Origin of the sequence: Hwangdonia sp., assembly GCF_048381975.1 — a bacterium.
In the GTDB taxonomy this organism is placed as follows: Bacteria; Bacteroidota; Bacteroidia; order Flavobacteriales; family Flavobacteriaceae; genus Hwangdonia; species Hwangdonia seohaensis.
On record NZ_JBLWYT010000011.1, the window covers coordinates 41,079 to 63,015 of the forward strand.

A 21,937-nucleotide genomic window follows, 5' to 3' on the forward strand; every position below is an offset into this window, starting at 1 on the left:
TATGTTTACAGGAATTATTGAAGATGTAGGTGTTGTAACGCATTTGAAAAAGGAATTGAATAACCTTCACATTTCAGTACAAAGTGCGATTACTTCTGAGTTAAAAATAGACCAAAGCGTTGCGCATAATGGTGTTTGTTTAACGGTTGTTGAAATTAATGATGATGTATACACCGTTACGGCGATTAAAGAAACTTTAGACAAATCGAATTTAGAAACGTTGAAGATTAACGATAAGGTAAACCTTGAACGCGCCATGAAACTTGGCGATAGACTTGATGGACATATTGTACAGGGTCATGTAGATCAAACAGCGGTTTGCACCGATATTAAAGAAGAAAAGGGAAGTTGGGTGTTTACCTTTAATTATGATGCCACCCTAAATAATATCACTATTGAAAAGGGTTCGATAACCATTAACGGCACGAGCTTAACCGTGGTTAACTCTAAAAAAGACAGCTTTAGTGTTGCCATTATTCCGTACACTTATGAGCACACAAATTTTAACACCCTAAAAATTGGGACTGTTGTAAATTTAGAATTTGATGTTTTAGGAAAATACGTTACAAAACTCTTAGAGCTGAACCTGCTTAAATAACTACTAGCTTTTTTTAAGTAGTTTTTTAACACCGTAAAATAAGGCAAAACAAGCGCCCGCAAGTAACCCTCCATCTATTGGAGTACCAGGTGGCGGCGGCGGTCCGGGTGGTGGTGGTTCACTGCCTTGGGCAACACACACAAAACTTATTAATACAAATAAGATTGAGGCAAATATTCTTTTATTTTGTATCGTCATTGGTACGCAAATGTATAAAAAAAAGCGAGTTAGCAAAACAAATATACAATTATTAACGGAAAAACATCCATGAAACGTTAAAAATCATCGATGAAATACACTATTTACCTTGTAACTCGTTTATTGAAAAACGCACATTTTCTTATAAAATTATATGAGCCAAAAAAATGATCCCTCAATTTTTTTATTCACAAAACAAATATATATAATTTGCTAACAAAACAAAATTTAATTACAGGTTTGATTAACACCATGTTATAAAATAAAAAAGCCCCACATTTCTGTAAGGCTTTTGCAATTTCTAGAAGTGGTCCCACCTGGACCCATTTAAACTTTAATTCATGTTAATCCATTTTAACGCTATATATTATTAATGCCTTTATTAACGTAGTTTAAGAGATTATTAATATAATTTATCTATATTTGGAAACAATACGGTTAAAGAATATGTTGTCCCTAATGTTGTCCCATATTTTAATGCAATTATAATTCAATGAATACTATTCAATCAACTTCAGGAACAGTTACATTTAGACTTAAACAACCTAATTCGCCAAAAGAAACTCCAATTATATTTGACTACAGCTTCGGTAGGGGCAACCGACTAAAATATTCAACTGGATATAAAACTAAAGTAAAAAATTGGGATACAAAAAACCAACGCATTAGAGCAGTTTCTACAATTAATAATAGAGAAGAAATTAACAATCGCCTAAAAGAAATTGAATTGAAATTTATCAAATCACTATCTGGTTTGAATGAAAATGACAAACAAAACAAAGAAATCCTTAAAGGTGTTTATGACGAAATAATGGGGCGCTCGTCAAGTCAGCAACAGACAAAAGTCTCGTTTTTTGATTATGCAGATGCTTTTGTTAAAAGACACGAAAATATTTCTATTACTGCTGACAGCATTAAATTAAATAAAATTACTATTCGAGCTTACAAACAAACCATTAAGCAACTGAAAGAATTTAATACAAAAAAAAAATATGAGTTAGACTTCGATAAAATTGACATGGACTTTTATTATGCCTTTGTTTCTTTTCTAGAAGAAAAAAACCTATCTCTTAATACTATTGGTAAACATATAAAAAATCTTATCGCATTATTAAACCGGGCAACAGAGGATGAAATTAATACCAATTTAAAATACAAACACAGAGATTTTAAACGAGTTTCTGAAAAAACAACATCAATTTATCTAACAGTAAAGGAAATTGATGCACTTTATAAGCTTGATTTGACATTTAATAGGGATTGGGAAAGAGCAAGAGACATCTTCTTAATAGGCTATTATACTGGGCAACGGGTTTCTGATTATAATGGACTGACAGCCAAAAACATCAAGAAGTTTGAGGGTCAAAGTGTGCTTGAAATTTATCAAAAAAAAACCAAGAAAACGGTATATATTCCAATACACCCAAAAATAAAAGAAATAATGAAATCACGATATGGTGGCATTATGCCAGAAAAGATGTCAGATCAAAAAATTAACGAATACATTAAAGATATTGGACGAAAAGCAAAAATCAAAGAAAAAATAATAACAAAAAGAACAATCGGAGGCACCATGAAAGAAGAATGGTTACCTAAACATAAATTAATCGGCACCCACACAGCTAGGCGATCATTCTGCACAAACGCATACCTCTCCAAAATGCCAATAATTGATATTATGGCATTAAGTGGACATACCACAGAAAAGGAATTTTACAATTATATAAAAGTAACACCACAGGAAAGGGCAGTAAAAATTGCTGACTCTGTATTCTTTAAATAAAACAACTTCATATGTACCAAAATATTTTCGCTATCGATGAGATTTCGTTTCAATCACGAAAAGAAAAGAAAGAAACATGTCCACAATTTATCTTAAACAATTATGAATACTATAACCCCAAACTTGAAAGCGATTTCTATCTGAAATATTTTATTAGGGAATTGTTATTCGATATAGATATTTTGGATGTAAACGACTTTCTAAGCACTCATTACGACAATTCAAAAAACCCTACAAAATTACTAAATGTAATACGCCATAAAATTTTACCCTGTATTGATACAATCATTTCAAATGCCAAATTCTCAATAAATGAAGGAGGGTATTATAAAGAAACAAAACTAGAAGATGGATTTGTCGAAACCGAAGGTGTTGTAAAAAACCAGAGGTACGAATACTTTATGTTCTTTCACATAACAGCCGTAAATAATCTGGAGGCCGACTTAAAAGAGAGAAAAGTATTAATAACTAATTTCATCGAAAATTCAAACAACATTGAGGCCTTTTCAGAAGTTTCTTCTCTAAAATGGATTGGTAAACCTAGCCATTTGGCGTTTATAATTAGCCAATTAATCGACGAGGGCTACATAGATGCTCCGATGAAAAACAATAATGAAATAAATCATACTGAACTCTCTAGAATGATTTTAAAATTATTTTCGTTTCAAAAGCCACCTTCAAAAGAAACTATAAGAAAATACTTAAATGTTAACGAAGACAAACATGTTTCTTTAAAAAACTCATTTATAAACACTGGATTTCACCTCCCAAATTCTGGCCTTTTAGGTTAGGTACCGGTACCTTTAGGCACCCTAAAAACAATAAGATAGTATAATATTTGTCAAAAGAAACACAAATATTATAAAATGGATTCAAAACAAATACATCTTTATCAAGTAAGTCCTGAAGAACTTACTACTTCCATTTTAAATGGGGTCGATAGTAAGCTAAAAGCCTTCTACGATAAGTTTCCTGTGTCACATAAAGATGAAGAAGCTCTTCTAACAGTCGAAGAAACCCTCCAGTTCCTTAAATGCTCAAAACAAGCTTTATGGAACTGGCGCAAAAAAGGAATTCTTCCGTCCTACCGACTGGGTAATCGTGTATACTACAAAAAATCTGACATCTATGCTAAACTAATAAAACAAGATTAGTATGATTGGTTTTATATTTCTACATAGAGACTTATTAGAATGGGAATGGTACCAAAGTTCGGAAGTAAGCCGTTTATACATTCATTTATTATTGAAAGCCAACTTTACCGATAAAAAATGGCAAGGTAATGACGTAAAGAGAGGGCAATTAATCACTTCAGCAAATCACTTAGCATCAGAGTTAAAGCTTTCCGTTCAACAAATCAGGACCGCATTAAAAAAACTTGAATCTAGTGGCTACATAATACGCAGTGCAACAAACAAATTTACACTCGTAACTATTGTTAATTATGACATTATGCAATCATCAAATTCAATTTATAACAAACAAATTAATCCGCAAAAAACGAACCACCAACATTCAATTAACAATCAATCAACAACAACTAAAGAAAGTAATAAAGAAAATAAGCTTAATAAAGAAAAAATAGAGTTGCGTAAAGAAAATTTCAAAAAACAAGTTTTTGAACACACTCAATTTTCTAATAAAATTTTAAATGGTTTTTTTAATTACTGGTCTGAATTTAATGTTCCCAAAACAAAAATGAAATTTGAAAACCAACGTGGCTATTTTGAAATCGAAAAACGTTTGAAAAAATGGTCCGAAAATGAATGGAAAACCACCAGTAAAAATACTAACCAAAAAAATACAATTTCAAATCGATAATCATGAAAAACCTTAATTCACATCCCAATCATAATTCAGATATTTTTAACATAATTAAAAAAAATTTAAAAGACCAGTCTTTAGAAACAAAAAGGAATCACCCATTCAACAAACAAGTTTTGTGGAATATGTTCACTCATGAGTTTCAACTAATGTTTGAGCGGCCTTTTTTGCATGATGACATTGTCAAGAAAAATATTGAAGCCATTTTTTACTATTTCCTTGAATCAGATAAATTTTTTGAGTGTCAAAATTTACAAAAAGATGAACCTGCACCTTCATTCAAAAAAGGCTTATTGCTTTTTGGAAATGTTGGCGTAGGAAAAACGCATATAATGATGGTTTTTGAAAAAATATTTAAAAATTATCCGCCACATCGATTTACAGTAATCCCAACTTATAAAGTCGTGGATAAATATGAAAGTATTATTACTAGCGCTGATAAAGATTTTTTTTATCAATCTTTTACTAATGGAACAATTCTTTTTGATGATTTAAGTTCTGAAAAAATGGCCAACAACTTTGGCCATGTAAATATTATGAAGGAAGTTCTTATTCGTCGCAGCGCAATAAAAAGCAGTAGCAAAATGAACACTAAAACCCATTTAACTATGAACCCGCTACCCGGTTTTGAAAATGACGTAAACGGTTCTTTATTGGGTTTAGGAGAAAATTATGACCAAAGAATGGTTGACAGGATGTATGAAATGTTCAATGTTATACAATTTAATGGCAAAAGCATGAGAAGATAAAAGGTTAAATAAAACCTATTTTAACCTATTAACACCTTAAAATCAATAAAAATGAAAAAATATTGCAAACATTGTAGCCATGAATTTGAAGCAAGAAGAAAAAATCACTTGTATTGTTGCTCCAGTTGCAAAACGCTTGCTAGTTACAAGAGAAACAACTATAAGTATGTTGCTGGACATTATCAAAAACAACCCGACAACGACCCAGAAATCAATATTACACCTGTAACTAAGACACTTGAAACCTCCGTTACTTCATTAGAACAGCGCGTACAAAAAATGGATAAAATTAATACCCCATCAATCGCCAATGCAGCACTAGGTTCTGTTGCAGCCAGCACTGTAATTAATGGTGCAAAGCGATTATTAGCCCCCAATACGCTTCCTGCTACAAAAGGGGATATAACTAGATTAAAAAATGATATTGAAGAGATAAAGCGATTAATAAATAATAATAGTGGATTTGGTATTTATTGAAAGCTTATTTTAGTTAATAAATACAATAATCTTTTTACATAAAATAACCCCAGGAGAATAGAAAAATATGATAGTAACCGTTTTATAAGTTGAATTAATCCCATTTTATTCTATAGCTCAAGAAATACACCTATATTGGGGTAATAATTACGAGGTCTATCTAGGCTGCTTAAATTGCAGTGATTATAGCACGTTTTCCATATGGAACGAGTACGGTACTTACGGTAATAATTACATTTCAAACTCCATTTGGAACGAATATAATTCGTATTCACCATGGAACTCCTACTCTTCTGATCCACCAGAAGTTGTCGATAAGAAAGGGAATTTTTATGGCTATTTTACGTTGAACGAATATAAAAGTGATCGAGCCACTTTTATATTGGCGTTAATAATTTACAAATATCACGAAGATATTAGGGAGTATGTTGATTCCGGGTGCGATAAACTATTTAATTAGAAATTGCTAAAAAATTCCACCTGTATTTGTAGGCTTTTTCCATATATTTAAAGTAGCTAAGCACAATGTTTTTCTAAACAATGTATTAGGTGATAATACTTCAACAAATTTTAATTTTTAAAAAATGACATTAAACCAATTAGGTGCAGCCTTATCAAACTTATATCACAACGCTCCAAAAGGTGAAGCTGTTGCCATGATTCACTTATTTGGTATTAAATACGCCAAGGAACTCCAAGAAAATAACTTCAGTAAAAAAGAAATTGCCAAAGCAGCCAATATTCCTGAATCTTTCGGCACAGAAATAAGCAAAGGTATTAAGTTAGCAAAATACGTAACCGTAAAAGATTCAAATTAATTAAATGACACACAAAAACTAACCCTATTGTGACTAGAAGGGTTCTTGAAGGATGCCTCTGAGTTTAAAGAATACATTTTCGGGATGCTCTTCTTAAAACGATTAAGCGCCAAATACGAGCAAGACTGCGGTTTTAAATTTAAAGCAACCTACCAACCATTAGTTAATGTTAGAGGTAATAAATTAAATATTAGAGCTAAAACAGATTAAAGTAACGCTCAAAAAGGCTAAATAATTCAAATATTTAATATTGAAGCTAAAGCACAAGGGGTAAGTGTCTTACTTAAAAACGTTGCCCCTAATATGATAGAAACAGCAAATTAGCACATGTTTTAAAATAAAACCTTACAAAAATAACTCTTTGATAGGTGGTATTTTACCTTCTTTTTATATCTTTAAAATCTCCTAGAAAAGTTTAATACAAATTTAATCATTACACTTAATTTTATAAATGAGTAACAAAGACATTGCCTACTTTTGGAACTTGAAAAATTTCAAACCAAACCAAAAACAAGAAAATGCAATTTTGCATGTTGATGGACCATTATTCTTAACAGCAGGCCCTGGTTCAGGGAAAACTCGTGTTTTGTTATGGAGAACAGTTAATCTTATTGTTTTTCACAATATAGAACCAAAAAGAATTTTTCTTGCCACATTTACAGAAAAAGCGGCACATCAGTTAAAAGATGGATTACGAAGTCTCTTAGGATTAATTACGAACGAAACTGGGGTACCGTATGACATTTCAGGTATGTCTATAGGAACAGTACATTCCATTTGTCAAGATATCTTAGTTGATAGGGATAGATGTTTTTCAGATGAAAGAAGTAATTCACCAATCCTATTAGATTCTCTTTCACAGTATTTCAAGATTTATAGGAGAGGTTATTGGAGAGAGCTTTTAAATGCTGGAGGGTATATGACTTCTGAAGATATTGAGAAAAACGAGGAAAATGCACAAAGAGAAATAAACAATTATTTTGATGGGAAGGATTTCTATTCAAGGCACTATGCTGCTAATAATTTAATCGCGATTTTTAATAGATTTTCAGAAGAGAATCTAAACCCAAATGAGGTAAAGACTTCAGACGAAGTCTTACAGAAAATCCTAAAAATGTATGATTTCTATTGTAAAACGCATAGAGAAGGAAAAATAGAAACAGTTGACTTTTCTCTTTTACAGCAAAGAGCTTTTAATAAGATTAAAGATTACAAAAAATCTTGTGATGTTTATGACCACATCATAGTCGATGAGTATCAAGATACCAATGCGATTCAGGAACAGATTTATTTTGAATTAGCTAAAAAATGTAAAAACATTTGTGTTGTAGGTGATGACGACCAAGCTTTGTATCGTTTTAGAGGAGCAACCGTTGAAAACCTTGTAGAGTTTGAAGATAGATGTCAAAAATATTTAGGTTTAAAACCCACACGAATTGACCTTGATACCAATTATCGTTCTAAAAAAAACATAGTAAAATTCTATACCGATTTTATCGAACAAAGCGATTGGTCAAAACCAAAAGGAGAGGGTTATTACCGTGTGCATGACAAAAATATCATGCCTTTCAATCAAGAAGATTTTCCAGCAATAGTAACAACTGATAGAAATTCCCAAACGGATGTTTTTGCTCAAGTTGCGCAGTTTATCTATGATTTACGAGAACAAGACAAAATTGAAGATTATAACCAAGTTGCTTTTTTGTTTCCTTCTTTAAGTTTTAGAGGTGTTAAAAATACAGCAGTTGAACGTTTTGAAAACGCATTAAATAATTTAGGCATTCAAGTTTTTGCACCGAGAGCTGGTCGTATTTTGGATATTCAAGAGTCTATTGATGTTTTTGGTTTAATGTTTCATATTCTTGGGAGACCAAGCCATCAAGGAAACGTGAGCGGTGGATTGCAAGATTTTAGAATGTGGCAAATAAGGGCTATGACGAGAGCAGAACAACTGATGGCTCAAGATAGTTTCTTAAAAGAGTATGTAGAAGATAGGCAAAAGGAGATTGAAGGGATGCTTTCTGATTATGAGGCATTAATGAAAGTCATCAACAAGAAAAAATGGAAACTAAACAAACCATTGCAACTCGATATGATGCGTGATTTGGCGAGTGCTTCTGGACTTTCTTCAAAATGTAAAGCAACACTTCAAAAACGAGCCTTTTTAGATTTACTCAAAAAACGACAGCAAGCTAAACAACCAGTTTCATTAGCCTACGTAGTTAATCGTGTTACTTCTGCCGATTGGAGTGTATTAGATATTTTTTATCAAATTAACGGTTTTAAACATTTTCAAGAAATGTACCAATTGGCTGAAGAAGGTATTGATGAAGGACCTGTATGCAATCTTGGGCTCATCACTCAATATTTAGCGAGATTCATGGAAGAGTATTCAGCGATCATTACAGCTTCTTTCCTTTCCGATAGAAAGTTTGCTAATACCTTTGTGGGTTCTTATCTCTATGCTATCTATCGTTTAGGAGAGTCTGAATATGAAGATGCAGACGATCCATTTCCAAAAGGACGTGTTCCTTTTTTAACCATTCACCAATCCAAAGGACTCGAATTTCCCTATGTAGTTATGGGGAATTTAAACAAAATAGACCGTGCTGCTGATATTAAGGAAATAATTGTAAGAGACTTACTAGAAAAAGAAGGCGAACCACTAGATAAAATCTCACATTTCGATAATATGCGAATGTTCTATGTCGCATTATCACGAGCTAAACAAATGACCTTGTTACCACAATGGAAAGGTCAAAGACAGAGTCAAGCATTTAAGAATATGTTTAAAGCAAACGATTTTCCAAAACTTGATGATTTAGACTTTAATGCTATCCCACAAATCGCTCTAGACGAAGAAGATTTAGGCAAAAGCTATTCCTATACAGCAGATTATCTCAACTATCAACAATGCCCAAGAAAATACATGGTATTCAAAAAATATGGATTCATTCCATCGCGTTCTCAAACCATGTTCTTTGGTAGTCTAGTACATCAAACTATTGAAGACTTACATCATTTACTTATTGCTAATCGTAAAAAAGAAATTGCCTAATGGAAGATTTTGAAGTAATTGATAAAATAAGAGAGTATTTCGAAGAGAATTACGAATTGTTGCGTCTTGAAGGTGGTCACGCAGTAACCGAAGATATCAAGCAATTGGCATTAACCCAAGTACTCTATTATTTTCAGAAAATGAAGGACGTGGCTAACAAAGTTACTGATACCGAAGTAAAACTAACCTTACCAAATAAAACCACACCAAAAGGGCGAAACTTTACCATTGAAGGTATTGTCGATATCGTTCGTGACGATGATGAAACGTGGATGTACGATATCAAAACCCACGATTTAGAATACGTACAATCCAACAAAAAGCATTACGAAAAGCAACTTAACGTCTATGCACACATCTGGCAGGAGCTTCGTGGTCAGGCTTTAGATAAAACAGCCATTATCTCTACGGCCTATCCAGAAGGCTTAAAACAGGCACATTTGCTCAACGACCAGTTTAGAATACAGTATGAGTTATCCAAATGGAATCCAATGGTCGATTTAGAATTCGACCAACTTAAAGTACAGGATGTTATTGATGACTTTGCTGAAACTGTAGATTGCATTGAAGATAAAAAGTTTAAACCTGCTCCAACTGAAAAGTTGCGCGAAAAAATGGAAGGTACGAATGCCTTATTTGGCACTAGAGTTTGTCGAAACTGTGATGCACGCTTTTCATGTTCGTCTTACCGCGAGTACGCAACCAGTAAAGGAAAAGGAGAACGCGGAAATTTTAAAAAATATTTTGATGATTTTGGCAGCGATACAGATAAAGAAGATTGGGTAAATGCAAACTTGCAAGCCCGAAATCCAGATAATTTATAAAATAATTGATGACTAAAACTAAATACGTAACCGATTTATTAACCATTGAAGAAGTTGTTTTAGGCAAGCTTTTTAAGATACCAGATTATCAAAGAGGATATTCTTGGGATAGTGAACAAGTAGATGACCTTTTAAAGGATATTGAGCATATTTCTCATCAAGACCATAAACACTATACTGGAACTTTAGTTATTTCCAAGGATGCAACTAGTGAACGCTATAACATAGTTGATGGACAACAACGTTTAACAACACTCATCATATTGCTTAAAGAACTTTATGAAATAGATAAAGAGAAATATAGTCATATTCATAACACCTTTCTCATTCAAAATCAAGGGCAATACATTTTAGAAACTAATAAAGAGACTGATGCATTTTTTAAAGAATGTATCATTGGTGATAAAAAGAATATCCCAGCAACTATAAAATCACTTCAAAATTTACGAAAATCAAAAACTCAAATTCATAAATGGCTAAAGAATCAAAATGGTAGTATCGATGTAATTCATGATACAGTTTTAAACAAACTAGGGTTTCTTTGTTTTGCACCAGCAAACACTAAAGAAATAGGTATTATGTTCGAGGTGATTAATAATCGTGGCAAAGCCTTGTCAGAATTAGAAAAAATCAAAAACTATTTCATCTATTATGCAACCATAAACAATAAGGTTTCCTTGCAGGTTAAAGTAAATAACAACTGGGAGTCTATTTTAAAATATTTAAGCGAATCTGGAGTCATCTCAAATCAAGATGAAAACAACTTTTTAAGAAATTGCTATTTGGTGTATTACTCTGCCAACAAGAGTAAAAGTTGGAATGTATATGATGAATTGAAATTAAAATATAAACCAGATGATAAATCTGATTTAGAAGATAAAATTGAAGAAATTGAAGGCTTCATAGATTTTATTGAAGAAGCTTCGCAATCTTACGCATATTTTATCAAAGGAGATGTTTTTAAAAGAGAGTACAATGGGCTTTTGAAAAAAGAAATTGCTACTGTCCTCAAACAATTGCGTTGTCATCCTGTAAATGCATCAGTGTTACCAATGTATTTGGCAACCATGTCATATCTACAGGATAAACCAGATACGGTTTTAGAGTTACTAAAAATCATAGAGATAACTAATTTCAGAATCTATGTTTTGCCAAATGCAAACATCTCAAGAGCAGATAGCAAACAAGGGGATTTGTTTCATTGGGCAAATCTATTATACAATCATCCACAATGGCATTCAGACCATTTTGAGGAACCTTTTCATACATATTTAGGAAACGAACTTAAAGGCGATATTTTCGACTGTACCAAAGCAGAGTTAAAGGACTTTACAAAACAAATGTGTCCAGAATCTGTTTTTGTACAATCATTAACGGTGGATTTAGATGAGTCTATTGATTATTACCATTGGAATGGATTGCGATTCTTTCTTGCTTCATATGAAGAATCCCTGAATGCAAAACGAAAAGAAACTTGGGACATCGAAAAGATTTTGATCAGCAGGCAAGAAACAAAAAAAGATAAACTCAACGATTATCTTTCACGAGAGCATATTTGGGCAAATAAAAATTTATTACAATACTTCCCAGAAAACTATATTGACAAACGTCGTTTAGGTAATTTTGTCCTCATAGGTTTATCAAGTAACATTCAATTAAATGCTTGGAATATTCAAGACAAAGTAAAATTCTTAATAGAGAATGCTTCTATTTCTATTATGCAAGTAAACGGGTTAAAGAAAAAACTAGATAAAGCTTGGGAGTTTGCAAGTTCAAAATATAAAGTAAAGAAAAAAAGCTTTTATATGAATTTAGGTTGCTCTTTAATTGACCAACGCGAAAACGAATTAATAAAATTTGCCTTAAAAAGATGGAAATTTGAAGATGAAAAGTTTAATCGTTTTATCGAAATAGATACATTTAAGGCAGTATCACAAAACAAAAATGAAACCTTCTTTTTAAAGGAAAAATAAAATATGGCACACGAAAAACTACGACCAGAGTTTACGTTCGACGACGATAAAATTAACCAACTCAAACAAATTGTACCAGAATGTTTTGAAGATGGTAAAATTAATTTTGAAACCTTGCGCCAAAATTTAGGCGATTGGGCACAACATGAAGACGACGATACATTAGAACATTTTGGTCTCTTTTGGCCAGGTAAAAAGGAAGCACGTAAACTCGCTGCCATACCAAGCGAAGGCACTTTAGAGCCAGTGTATGGTGAAGGCCTAAGGCCGGATGGTACACCAGATACCGATGGTAAAAACGACTCTAAAAATATTTTTATTGAGGGCGAAAATCTAGAGGTCCTTAAAATCTTGCAAAAGAGTTATGCCAACCGTATCAAGATGATCTATATCGACCCACCATACAACACAGGTAACGATTTTGTGTACGATGATGACTTTACCGAACCACTACAAGAGTACTTGCGTAGAACAGGACAAATAGACGAAGAAGGTAAACCACTCACCACTAACAAACGTAGTGATGGCCGTTTCCACAGCAAATGGTTGAGTATGATGTATCCACGTTTACGTTTGGCTCGTAACCTGTTAACTAAAGATGGAGCAATTTTTATAAATATTGATGAAAATGAAGTTCAAAATTTGAAATTGATTTTAAATGAAATATTTGGTGAAGAAAATTTTTTAGGTAATGTAATTTGGAAACATACCGAACAGAGTAAAAATGATGAAAAATATTTTTCACGTCAATACAACTATCTTCTTTGTTATAGAAAGTCTGAAGAGCTTGAAAAATTTAGATTTCCTAGATCAAAAAGTGATAATAAAAATTATTCAAATCCAGATAATGATCCTAATGGTGACTGGAGAAGTGGTGACGTTAGAAGTCCTAATTATAGGAAAACTATGTGTTTCGATTTAAAAACTCCCTCTGGAAAAATAATAAAAGCACCAGATAAAGGATGGAGATGGCAATTAAGTTCGATTAAAGAAAAAATTGAAACTGGGGAAATAATATTTAATGAAGATGAAACCAAAATAATTAGAAAAATTTATCTATACAAGCAGGATGGAAGAATACCGGAAAATTTATGGCAAGGTCCTTCGTTTGGAACAACTAGACAAGCTAATTCGGAAATAAAGGAGTTGTTTAATGATAATGTTGTATTTGACACTCCCAAACCCACTCAATTATTAAAAAAAATCCAACAGCTATTTTATGATGACAAAAACTTTGTTGTTCTTGATTTTTTTGCTGGTTCAGGTACGACAGGTGACGCTGTATTAAATCTGAATAAGGAAGATGGAGGTAATAGAAAGTTTATTCTAGTTCAATTTCCTGAAAAACTAGGAAGCAAAAATGTTACAGACGAATTTGGATTTGAAAATATATCAGATATTACAAAACAAAGGATTAAACTTGTTGTTAATAACATGGATGTGAAAAGTGGGTTTAAATGTTTTAACCTAGTCCATTCAAACTACAAAAAATGGCAAGACGTCAATTCTACACAAATTAGTCAAGTTGAGTTAACTTTAGATGAATTTGCCAATAGCCCTTTAAAACCAGATTGGTCTAAAAATAAATTACTTACCGAAATACAATTACTAGAAGGGTTTCCTTTAGATAGTAAACTAGAGAATTCCAATTTTGGTAAAAATGAGGTCAACCAAATCAGTCATGAGCAATTAGAAACCAAACTGCTCATTTGTTTAGACGATAACATTGAAGAAAATCTCATTTCAGATTTAAAACTAGATAGCAATACAATTTTCATCTGTTTGGATACTGCCATTAGCAATCAAGACAAACTGCGTTTGTCTGATAAAGGTTTAATTAAAACAATCTAATAGCATGAGCAAACTTAAAATACATTTTGAGAGTGACCAAGAGCATCAAGTTCGTGCAATTGAGAGTACAGTAAAACTCTTTCAAGGTTATACCAAAAGAGACACTGGCTTTCAGCTAGGAGATGATACCGTTGCCAACATGGACCAATATGAAATGTTGGATGAAACTTGGTTGTACGATAACCTCTTGGAAGTGCAGCAAGATAATGGGTTGGTGGAAGATATGTTTCTCAATTTCGATGATGGTTTTGAGGTTACTGGTATCGATTCTTGGCGTTATCCTTATTACACCTGTGAGATGGAAACTGGTACAGGTAAAACGTATGTTTATTTACGTACCATTCATGAGTTACGAAAAAACTATGGTTGGGGAAAGTATATCATAATTGTGCCAAGTGTGGCCATTTACGAAGGTGTTGTAAAAACATTCAAAATCACAAAAGACCATTTTGCATCTCTCTATAACAACGAAACCATTCACCTCACACAATATTCAGGTAAAAACATCAGTAAGCTGCGAAGTTTTGCAAATTCATCAGCAGTTGAGGTAATGGTGATGACTATTGATTCTTTTAATAAGGAAACAAACGTCATTTTCAAACCTACTGAAAAGCTTCAAGGTGAAAAATTACCGTATCACTACATTCAAGAAACGAGACCAATTCTTTTGTTGGATGAATCTCAAAACTATACCTCATCAAAATCAAGAGAAGCATTACGAACATTACATCCATTCTTTGCACTTAAATATTCTGCTACACCAACCGAAAAAGGCAGAACTTCAGAGGAAAACAGAGAGTTGATGAATCGTTTTTATCACTTGTCACCAGTTGATGCCTTCAAAATGGATTTAGTAAAGAAAATTGAAGTCCTTGGTGTTACAGAACAAAACAACCTGAACGACAATCAGTTGTCTTTAATGCTCATGGAAGGAGGAGCTAACTATGGTCTAGGATTAGAAGCCAAACTAAATGTTATTAAAAATGGCGAGGTAAAAACAGAAACCATCAAACTTCGCAAAGGTGACGACCTTTTTGAAAAAACCAATAACGAAAATTTCAAAGGATTGGTGATTGATGAAATCAACAAATTATTGGGAGTTGTGTTTTTTACCAATGGTACAGAATATAAAGTAGCAGAAGGTGGTGATGTTACACTTTCAAAAGAGGAAATCTTTAGAGTTCAGATTGAGGAGACCATCAAGTCTCACATGAAGAAGCAGAAACAACTCATCAATAAAGGCGTAAAAGTATTGTCTCTTTTCTTTATCGATAAGGTTGCTAATTATGTAGAAAGCGATGGTGTCATCAAAAAACTATTTGATGAAGCCTATGAAAGACTTAAAAATCAATATCCTTTTTATAGCGGTTGGTCTGCAGAACAAGTAAGGCAAGGTTATTTTGCTAAAAAGAAAGCAAAAAATAAACCAGACACATATGTGGATACTTCGATAGATAAAAAGACAAAAGCAGAAAAAGAACTGGAGAAAGCAGCCTATAACTTAATAATGAAAGACAAAGAAAAGTTATTGAGTTTTGAGGAGAATACAAGTTTCATATTTGCTCATTCTGCGCTAAAAGAAGGTTGGGATAATCCAAATGTATTTCAAATATGCACACTCAATACCGCATCTTCTGAGAATAGAAAACGTCAGGAAATTGGAAGGGGTTTGAGGCTTTCAGTAAATCAAGAAGGGAAAAGAGTTACAGACGAAGGTATTAATGTGCTAACAGTAATAGCTAATGAAAGTTATGAGTCGTACTGTGAACAATTGCAAAACAATTACCGAGAAAGTGGAGATGCAGCACCACCAACACCAAGTAATGCTCGTAAAGTAGAAGCTAAACGAAATAATAAATTATTTAATTCAGAAGCTTTCAATAGTTTTTGGAAGAAGCTCTGTCAAAAAACAGATTACAAAATAAAGATCGATGAAGACGAGTTATCAAAACTATGTGTCAAAAAACTTAATGTGGCCAAATATCCAGAACCAAACATAGTTGTGGTTAAAGGGCGTTTCGTCATGACCGATTTTAAAATCACACTCAAAAATGTAATTGAAGGAGTAATAAAACTTGAAATTCTCAAATCAGATTCCGACGGAAATGAAGAAAAGATTAAGCGCAATTTTAAAGTTGGTGATGATTTGGCAAAAATCGCTAAGGATGAGCGTTTAAAAGGATTCAAGATTGTTGATGCAAAATCTGATGAAGATCATTCTGAAATTGTATTTTCAGATAAAGGCATTTTACGAACTGGTGAAGCCATCACCTTTTCAAGTGAAAAAGGTCAAAAAGGGGATCCACAATTCAAACAACAAACGCAGACAACGTATCCAATTTTTAATTTTATAGAGAGAGCAGAAGAAGCAACACATATCAAAAGAACCACATTAGTTTCCATTTTTAAAGGATTACATGAAGACGTCAAAGAGAAAATATTTAAAAACCCTGAAGGTTTTACTTCAGTATTTGTAGATATAATAAAGGGTACATTGGCAGACCATATTGCTGCAAACGTAGAATATTCTTTAACAAAGGAATTGATGGCGTATGATTCAGAAGACATGTTTCCTGAAGCTCGTAAATTTCCACAGAAAGAATTAGTAGATGGTTCAAGTTGGTCTTTATATGACCAAGTACAAATAGATTCAGATATCGAGCGTCGTTTTGTAGAATATAAACTAAACGAGGATGATAAAGTCGTTTGTTTTTTCAAATTTCCGAATCAATTTAAAATCTCATTGCCCAAAATAATTGGAAACTACAATCCAGATTGGGGAATCATACGTTGGGATGAAAATGAAAAATTTAAGTTGGAGTTAGTTAGAGAAACAAAAGGAAATGTAAATCCAAACCTTTTGCAGTTCCCAAATGAAAAAAGGAAGATTGATTGTGCTACCAAACACTTCAAACTTACTAATGTTGATTATAAACAAATTAAAGGTGATGAGGTTAAGTGGTGGTGAATTTGAACATTATATTAAAATAAGCATTAATTATAATGAAATTTTTTGCGTTTAATAAAAAACCGAAAAAGAATCGAAAGATAAAAATAATAACAACTAGAGTTTTAAACTTAACATTCCAACTTCAATAAAACTTTTTAAAAAAATACATTCTCATTAAACCTCCAAAAATATCGCCCCCAATGTTGTCACCTTTCTAAAACAAAAAATCCGCAAAAGCTTATTTATAAGCTGTTTACGGATATTTTATGTGGTCCCACCTGGGCTCGAACCAGGGACTTTCTGATTATGAGTCAGATACTCTAACCAACTGAGTTATAGGACCTGTTGGCTTTCGCTAACATTTCTCTTTAAAAGAGGGTGCAATATTAATACATATTTTATAACTCTACAAGAATTTTTAAGGCTTTATGGTTTGACACAACTCAATTAACACGCCATTTGAAGATTTTGGATGTAAAAAAGCCACCAACTTGTTGTCTGCACCTTTTTTGGGTGTTTCATTCAGCACTTTAAAGCCTTCATTTTTAAGGCGTTTAATTTCGGCATCAATATCATCTACATCAAAAGCTATATGGTGTATGCCCTCGCCTTTTTTGGCAATAAACTTGGCGATGGGACTGTCTTCATGCGTGGCTTCCAATAGTTCAATCTTGTTTTCGCCCACTTTAAAAAACGAAGTGTTTACGCCTTCGCTGGCTACTTTTTCTATTTTATAGTGTGATTTTCCGAATAACTTAGAGAATAATTCATTAGAATCATCAAGGTTTTTTACAGCTATGCCAATATGCTCAATCTTATTCATGTAAACTTCTTTTGGTTTAAAATACATATTTTACAAATCAAAAGTAAGATAATCTTTAAATATCCGCTATTTTTGCATTTTTAATAGTAATTTTATTCTGTGGAAGAAGAAAGTCAAAGACAAAAAAAAATAGGATCGGTTTTACAGCGCGATTTGGTTGATGTGTTACAAAACGCAGCGACACAAGGCGGCATGCAAGGTGTACTGATTTCGGTAACCAAGGTAAAAGTAACGGTAGACCTCTCTGTGGCTAAAGTATATTTAAGTATTTTTCCCAACAACAAAGGCACAGCACTTATTGATGGCATAAAATCCAATGCGCCATTAATTAGGCACGAATTGGCGCAGCGCACCAAAAACCAATTAAGGCGCATGCCTAGATTAGAGTTTTTTATTGATGATTCTTTAGAGTATATCGACCAAATTGATAAGTCTTTAAAAGGCGAGGAAAACCCAATAAAAGACCCTTCAATTCTTGATAAACGAAAAAAATCGTAGTCGGTTTTTAAATTCCTAAAAGTAAACCAATCCCGTGCAGGCACACGAGCGTATTTGCCGGAAACCAATTTTGATTTCGAGTAAGTATGTGAGCATTTCAAATCTCGATTATCGAGTAAAACTCATTTTTCTTTTTATATTTAAATCATGAATGTTTCACTGTATATCGCTAAACGTTATTTACGCTCAAAAAGCAGCAACAACGCCATAAATATTATTAGCATTATTGCGGTTATTGGCATAATTCTGGGTGCAGCGTCTTTATTTATAGTGCTTTCTGGTTTTGCGGGTTTAAAAGATTTTACACTGCAATTCTCAACTATTGTCGACCCCGATTTAAAAGCCGAAACCGCCGTTGGGAAATCTTTTTTTATCACTGACGAAGACCTTAACAAATTAAACGATTTAGAAGCGATTGCAGAATTCTCACAAGTTATTGAAGAACGTGTTATTGTAGCCTCGAACGATAAAAACTATTTGGCCACCATAAAAGGTGTTGATGCCCATTTTAAAAACGTTGTTGCCATCGATTCCGTGATCTCACAAGGCAGTTGGCTTGAGCAAAAAACCAACCAGATTGTAGTGGGCTGGGGCATTTCCAACAACCTGTCTTTTGGCGTTTTAAATTATGCCAAACCCATAAACCTATATGTGCCCAAACCCGGAACAGGGCAAATTACATCGGCCAAAAACGCCTTTAACACCGTTAACGCCATTAATGTTGGGGTTTTTGATATTAACGAAACCCTAAACGATACCTATGTTTTTACGTCTATAAATTTAGCGCAAAATCTTTTAAACTATAAGCCCAACCAAGTATCATCAATTGAATTTAAACTAAAACAAGGGGCAGACGAGCTTCAGGCTAAAGAAGCCATCCAAACCGTTTTGGGCGACAGGGTTGTTATAAAAAACCGCGCCCAACTTAACGACGCCCTGTACAAAATGCTCAACACCGAAAATTTAGCGGTTTACTTAATTTTCACCTTGGTTTTAATCATCGCTTTATTTAATGTGATCGGGTCTATTATTATGATGATTTTAGACAAAAAAAAATCGCTCAACACCCTTTTTAATTTAGGTGCTACGATTAAGGATATTCGGAAAATATTCTTTCTACAAGGCACATTAATGTCGGTTTTGGGCGGATTGGTTGGCCTGGGCTTAGCCTTAATAATTTTGGTGCTTCAAATCATGTTCGATTTGGTCATGATAACACCATCGTTGGCTTATCCCGTAACCATTAAAACCGAAAACTTATTTATCGTATTTATAACCATTTCTGTTTTAGGGATTTTGGCCTCAAAAATAGCATCGGCGCGCATTACAAAAGCACTGGTGCAGACGCAATAATTAAAACGGTTTATGGCGAGTTGCCATAAAAATGGCAAACAGGCTTTCACAACTCGCTTTTTTTGAAAAAACAAAAAAGAGCTCAAACAAGTTACTCAATCCTTCTCGCGAGCGTGTTTGTAAACTTTGTTTTTTAATAGAATCTTAGTTTCATTTGTTATAGCAAACGCTTATTTTTGTTCTTAATAAACCTAACTCAAAAAAACCTGCTTATAAATTGAAAGTAATCGGAACAACAAAAATTTCCAATGAAATAGAGGAAATATTAAATAGCGCTGAAAAAAAGCTAATTCTAGTATCACCATACTTAAAACTAAACCAAAGACTGAAAGTTAGACTTTCAGACGCTTTTAAAAAAGTCGATAACGCTTATTTAATTTACAGAGAGAATCAACTTAAAAGTCAAGATTTGATTTGGTTAAAATCATTCAAAAATTTAAAAATATTCTCAATAAAAAACTTACATTCAAAAATCTATCTCAATCAAGATGTTGCTGTAATTTCTTCAATGAATTTATACGAATATTCTCAAATAAACAATCATGAAATTGGGGTGAAACTAGAATTCAATGAGGATCAAAATGAATATAAAGATACTCTGAAAGAAATAAGAATTATGGTAGAATCCGAATATAATGACAATTGTTTTTCTCAAATTTTAGAAAGTATTGAAAATTATTCAATGGGAAGGTTATTTTGGGAACTAAGTGAAAACTATTCATTTAAAAACTATAGAAGTGGCTCACAATATCTTTATGAGTTCATAAGCGATAAAGCTAGAGAAATAACTGAATTTAAAGACTACGAGCTTTATCAAGATAAAACAGCTGTTTTGAGGGCTACCGATTTAGGTAAAGAAAGATTTAACCTTCTGAAAAAAAGATTGAAAGAAATAGCAAATTAAAAATTTAAACCAAACCTTAGCAAACACGCGCAAAAGCGATAGCAGTGGTTAGCTTTTGGCGAGGCGAGCATCGAACCAAAACTAGTAACGGATAGCGCGGTGGATTGCCATTTGCCCAAAAACATATTGAAATTTTTATTCGTGAAAATTAGTGAAATTCGTGTCCTAAAAACTACTCCACAAACTCATAGCCCGCAAACTTTTCCAACACAGCATCAAAAGCAGCAAACACATCTTTGGAGGCGTCGCTAGTTACCATTTTCATGCGGTGCTCCTTAAAATGCGGAATTCCTTTAAAGTAGTTGGTGTAATGGCGGCGGGTTTCAAAAACACCCAAAGTTTCGCCTTTCCAATCTATAGCCATTTGTAAGTGCCGACGTGCCGCTTCAACACGTTCTTCCAAAGAAATGGGTGCTAAATGTTCGCCGGTTTTAAAAAAGTGTTTTACCTGTTTAAAAAACCACGGGTTACCAATGCTGGCACGACCAATCATGGCGCCATCCAATCCGTAACTATCGCGCATTTCCATGGCTTTTTCGGGCGATGTAATATCACCATTTCCAAACACGGGAATATGCATGCGCGGGTTGTTTTTTACATCGGCAATCGGTTTCCAGTCGGCATCGCCTTTATACATTTGGGCTCGTGTGCGCCCGTGAATAGCAATGGCTTTACAGCCCACATCCTGCAAACGTTCGGCAACCTCAACAATTTTTATGGAGTCGTGGTCCCAGCCCAAACGCGTTTTTACGGTAATGGGAATGTTGGTGCGCTTTACCATTTCGGCAGTAAGGCTTTCCATAAGGCAGACATCTTTTAAAATTCCTGCGCCCGCGCCTTTGCTCACCACCTTTTTTACGGGGCAACCAAAATTAATATCGATAATATCGGGGTTTGAAGCCGAAACAATATCGATGGTTTGCAGCATACTGTCTAAATTCGCTCCGAATATTTGAATGCCAACAGGCCGTTCTTTTTCATAAATATCAAGCTTCATAACGCTTTTCGCGGCGTTGCGTATTAAGCCTTCGCTCGATACAAACTCGGTATACACCACATCGGCGCCCTGTTCTTTGCACAACGCACGAAATGGCGGATCGCTAACATCTTCCATAGGCGCTAAAAGCAACGGAAAATCAGGGAGTTCTATGTTATCTATTTTTACCACTAGTATATTTTGGATTGCAAAAGTATTGAAAATGAATGAAATATTTATAAAAGTGCCCTTCAATACCCTAAAAACAATAAATATATCC

General features: G+C 33.5%; 20 protein-coding genes and 1 tRNA gene. 17 read left to right on the forward strand and 4 right to left on the reverse strand.

Going from position 1 to position 21,937, the window contains the following annotated elements; all coding sequences use genetic code 11:
• Nucleotide 1 precedes the first annotated feature (1 nt).
• Entirely contained in the window at nucleotides 2-598 is a 597-nt protein-coding gene (locus ACN5J7_RS15520; RefSeq protein WP_311936190.1) for a riboflavin synthase, read from the forward strand.
• A gap of 3 nt (nucleotides 599-601) precedes the next feature.
• Here the strand turns inward: ACN5J7_RS15520 and ACN5J7_RS15525 are convergent, their stop codons facing one another.
• The gene (locus tag ACN5J7_RS15525) at nucleotides 602-796 is read right to left on the reverse strand and encodes a PID-CTERM protein-sorting domain-containing protein (RefSeq protein ID WP_418604596.1); all 195 of its coding nucleotides are present in this window, start codon (nucleotides 794-796) and stop codon (nucleotides 602-604) included.
• Nucleotides 797-1,289: 493 nt separating this feature from the next.
• Between ACN5J7_RS15525 and ACN5J7_RS15530 the strand changes: the two genes are divergently transcribed.
• The 13 genes from ACN5J7_RS15530 (at nucleotide 1,290) to ACN5J7_RS15590 (ending at nucleotide 17,121) form a co-directional block, all read left to right on the forward strand.
• A complete protein-coding gene (locus ACN5J7_RS15530; RefSeq protein ID WP_418604597.1) occupies nucleotides 1,290-2,579 on the forward strand; it encodes a tyrosine-type recombinase/integrase in 1,290 nt (429 codons plus the stop codon).
• 11 nt (nucleotides 2,580-2,590) lie between these two features.
• On the forward strand, nucleotides 2,591-3,370 hold the full coding sequence (locus ACN5J7_RS15535) for a hypothetical protein (protein ID WP_418604598.1): 780 nt from the start codon (nucleotides 2,591-2,593) through the stop codon (nucleotides 3,368-3,370).
• Between the two features lie 75 nt (nucleotides 3,371-3,445).
• Nucleotides 3,446-3,733 (forward strand): helix-turn-helix domain-containing protein, encoded by a 288-nt coding sequence (locus tag ACN5J7_RS15540; protein ID WP_418604599.1) that lies wholly within the window; start codon nucleotides 3,446-3,448, stop codon nucleotides 3,731-3,733.
• A gap of 1 nt (nucleotide 3,734) precedes the next feature.
• The gene (locus ACN5J7_RS15545) at nucleotides 3,735-4,400 is read left to right on the forward strand and encodes a hypothetical protein (RefSeq protein WP_418604601.1); all 666 of its coding nucleotides are present in this window, start codon (nucleotides 3,735-3,737) and stop codon (nucleotides 4,398-4,400) included.
• A gap of 2 nt (nucleotides 4,401-4,402) precedes the next feature.
• The gene (locus ACN5J7_RS15550; RefSeq protein WP_418604602.1) at nucleotides 4,403-5,152 is read left to right on the forward strand and encodes a hypothetical protein; all 750 of its coding nucleotides are present in this window, start codon (nucleotides 4,403-4,405) and stop codon (nucleotides 5,150-5,152) included.
• A 51-nt stretch (nucleotides 5,153-5,203) separates the two neighbouring features.
• Complete coding sequence (locus tag ACN5J7_RS15555; RefSeq protein WP_418604603.1) at nucleotides 5,204-5,629, forward strand: hypothetical protein; 426 nt, start codon at nucleotides 5,204-5,206, stop codon at nucleotides 5,627-5,629.
• A gap of 584 nt (nucleotides 5,630-6,213) precedes the next feature.
• Nucleotides 6,214-6,447, forward strand: a complete 234-nt coding sequence (locus ACN5J7_RS15560; protein WP_418604604.1) for a hypothetical protein — start codon at nucleotides 6,214-6,216, stop codon at nucleotides 6,445-6,447.
• 45 nt (nucleotides 6,448-6,492) lie between these two features.
• Nucleotides 6,493-6,657 carry a type I restriction-modification system subunit M N-terminal domain-containing protein gene (locus ACN5J7_RS15565; protein ID WP_418604605.1) on the forward strand — a complete coding sequence of 55 codons (165 nt, stop codon included), beginning with the start codon at nucleotides 6,493-6,495 and terminating at the stop codon, nucleotides 6,655-6,657.
• A gap of 241 nt (nucleotides 6,658-6,898) precedes the next feature.
• Nucleotides 6,899-9,505: a UvrD-helicase domain-containing protein gene (locus ACN5J7_RS15570; RefSeq protein ID WP_418604606.1), complete on the forward strand. Its 2,607-nt coding sequence runs from the start codon at nucleotides 6,899-6,901 to the stop codon at nucleotides 9,503-9,505.
• Nucleotides 9,505-10,329: a PD-(D/E)XK nuclease family protein gene (locus ACN5J7_RS15575; RefSeq protein WP_418604607.1), complete on the forward strand. Its 825-nt coding sequence runs from the start codon at nucleotides 9,505-9,507 to the stop codon at nucleotides 10,327-10,329. The genes ACN5J7_RS15570 and ACN5J7_RS15575 overlap by 1 nt, the downstream gene beginning before the upstream one ends.
• An 8-nt stretch (nucleotides 10,330-10,337) precedes the next feature.
• The gene (locus ACN5J7_RS15580; RefSeq protein ID WP_418604608.1) at nucleotides 10,338-12,302 is read left to right on the forward strand and encodes a DUF262 domain-containing protein; all 1,965 of its coding nucleotides are present in this window, start codon (nucleotides 10,338-10,340) and stop codon (nucleotides 12,300-12,302) included.
• Between the two features lie 3 nt (nucleotides 12,303-12,305).
• The gene (locus tag ACN5J7_RS15585) at nucleotides 12,306-14,153 is read left to right on the forward strand and encodes a site-specific DNA-methyltransferase (RefSeq protein WP_418604609.1); all 1,848 of its coding nucleotides are present in this window, start codon (nucleotides 12,306-12,308) and stop codon (nucleotides 14,151-14,153) included.
• Between the two features lie 4 nt (nucleotides 14,154-14,157).
• A complete protein-coding gene (locus ACN5J7_RS15590; protein ID WP_418604611.1) occupies nucleotides 14,158-17,121 on the forward strand; it encodes a DEAD/DEAH box helicase family protein in 2,964 nt (987 codons plus the stop codon).
• A gap of 251 nt (nucleotides 17,122-17,372) precedes the next feature.
• Here the strand turns inward: ACN5J7_RS15590 and ACN5J7_RS15595 are convergent.
• Together ACN5J7_RS15595 and mce are read right to left on the reverse strand one after the other, a co-directional pair.
• Nucleotides 17,373-17,446: transfer RNA gene (locus tag ACN5J7_RS15595), tRNA-Ile, on the reverse strand.
• Nucleotides 17,447-17,521: 75 nt separating this feature from the next.
• On the reverse strand, nucleotides 17,522-17,926 hold the full coding sequence (gene mce, locus ACN5J7_RS15600) for a methylmalonyl-CoA epimerase (protein WP_418604612.1): 405 nt from the start codon (nucleotides 17,924-17,926) through the stop codon (nucleotides 17,522-17,524).
• Between the two features lie 99 nt (nucleotides 17,927-18,025).
• Between mce and rbfA the strand changes: the two genes are divergently transcribed.
• From rbfA to ACN5J7_RS15615, 3 genes are all read left to right on the forward strand, one after another.
• Entirely contained in the window at nucleotides 18,026-18,424 is a 399-nt protein-coding gene (gene rbfA / locus ACN5J7_RS15605; RefSeq protein WP_418604613.1) for a 30S ribosome-binding factor RbfA, read from the forward strand.
• Nucleotides 18,425-18,571: 147 nt separating this feature from the next.
• The gene (locus ACN5J7_RS15610; protein WP_418604614.1) at nucleotides 18,572-19,777 is read left to right on the forward strand and encodes an ABC transporter permease; all 1,206 of its coding nucleotides are present in this window, start codon (nucleotides 18,572-18,574) and stop codon (nucleotides 19,775-19,777) included.
• 217 nt (nucleotides 19,778-19,994) lie between these two features.
• Nucleotides 19,995-20,681, forward strand: coding sequence for a phospholipase D family protein (locus ACN5J7_RS15615; protein ID WP_311936181.1), 687 nt, complete (start codon nucleotides 19,995-19,997; stop codon nucleotides 20,679-20,681).
• A gap of 172 nt (nucleotides 20,682-20,853) precedes the next feature.
• On the opposite strand, the gene dusB is transcribed toward ACN5J7_RS15615, so the two are convergent.
• Nucleotides 20,854-21,849, reverse strand: a complete 996-nt coding sequence (gene dusB, locus ACN5J7_RS15620) for a tRNA dihydrouridine synthase DusB (protein ID WP_418604615.1) — start codon at nucleotides 21,847-21,849, stop codon at nucleotides 20,854-20,856.
• Between the last annotated feature and the right edge of the window lie 88 nt (nucleotides 21,850-21,937).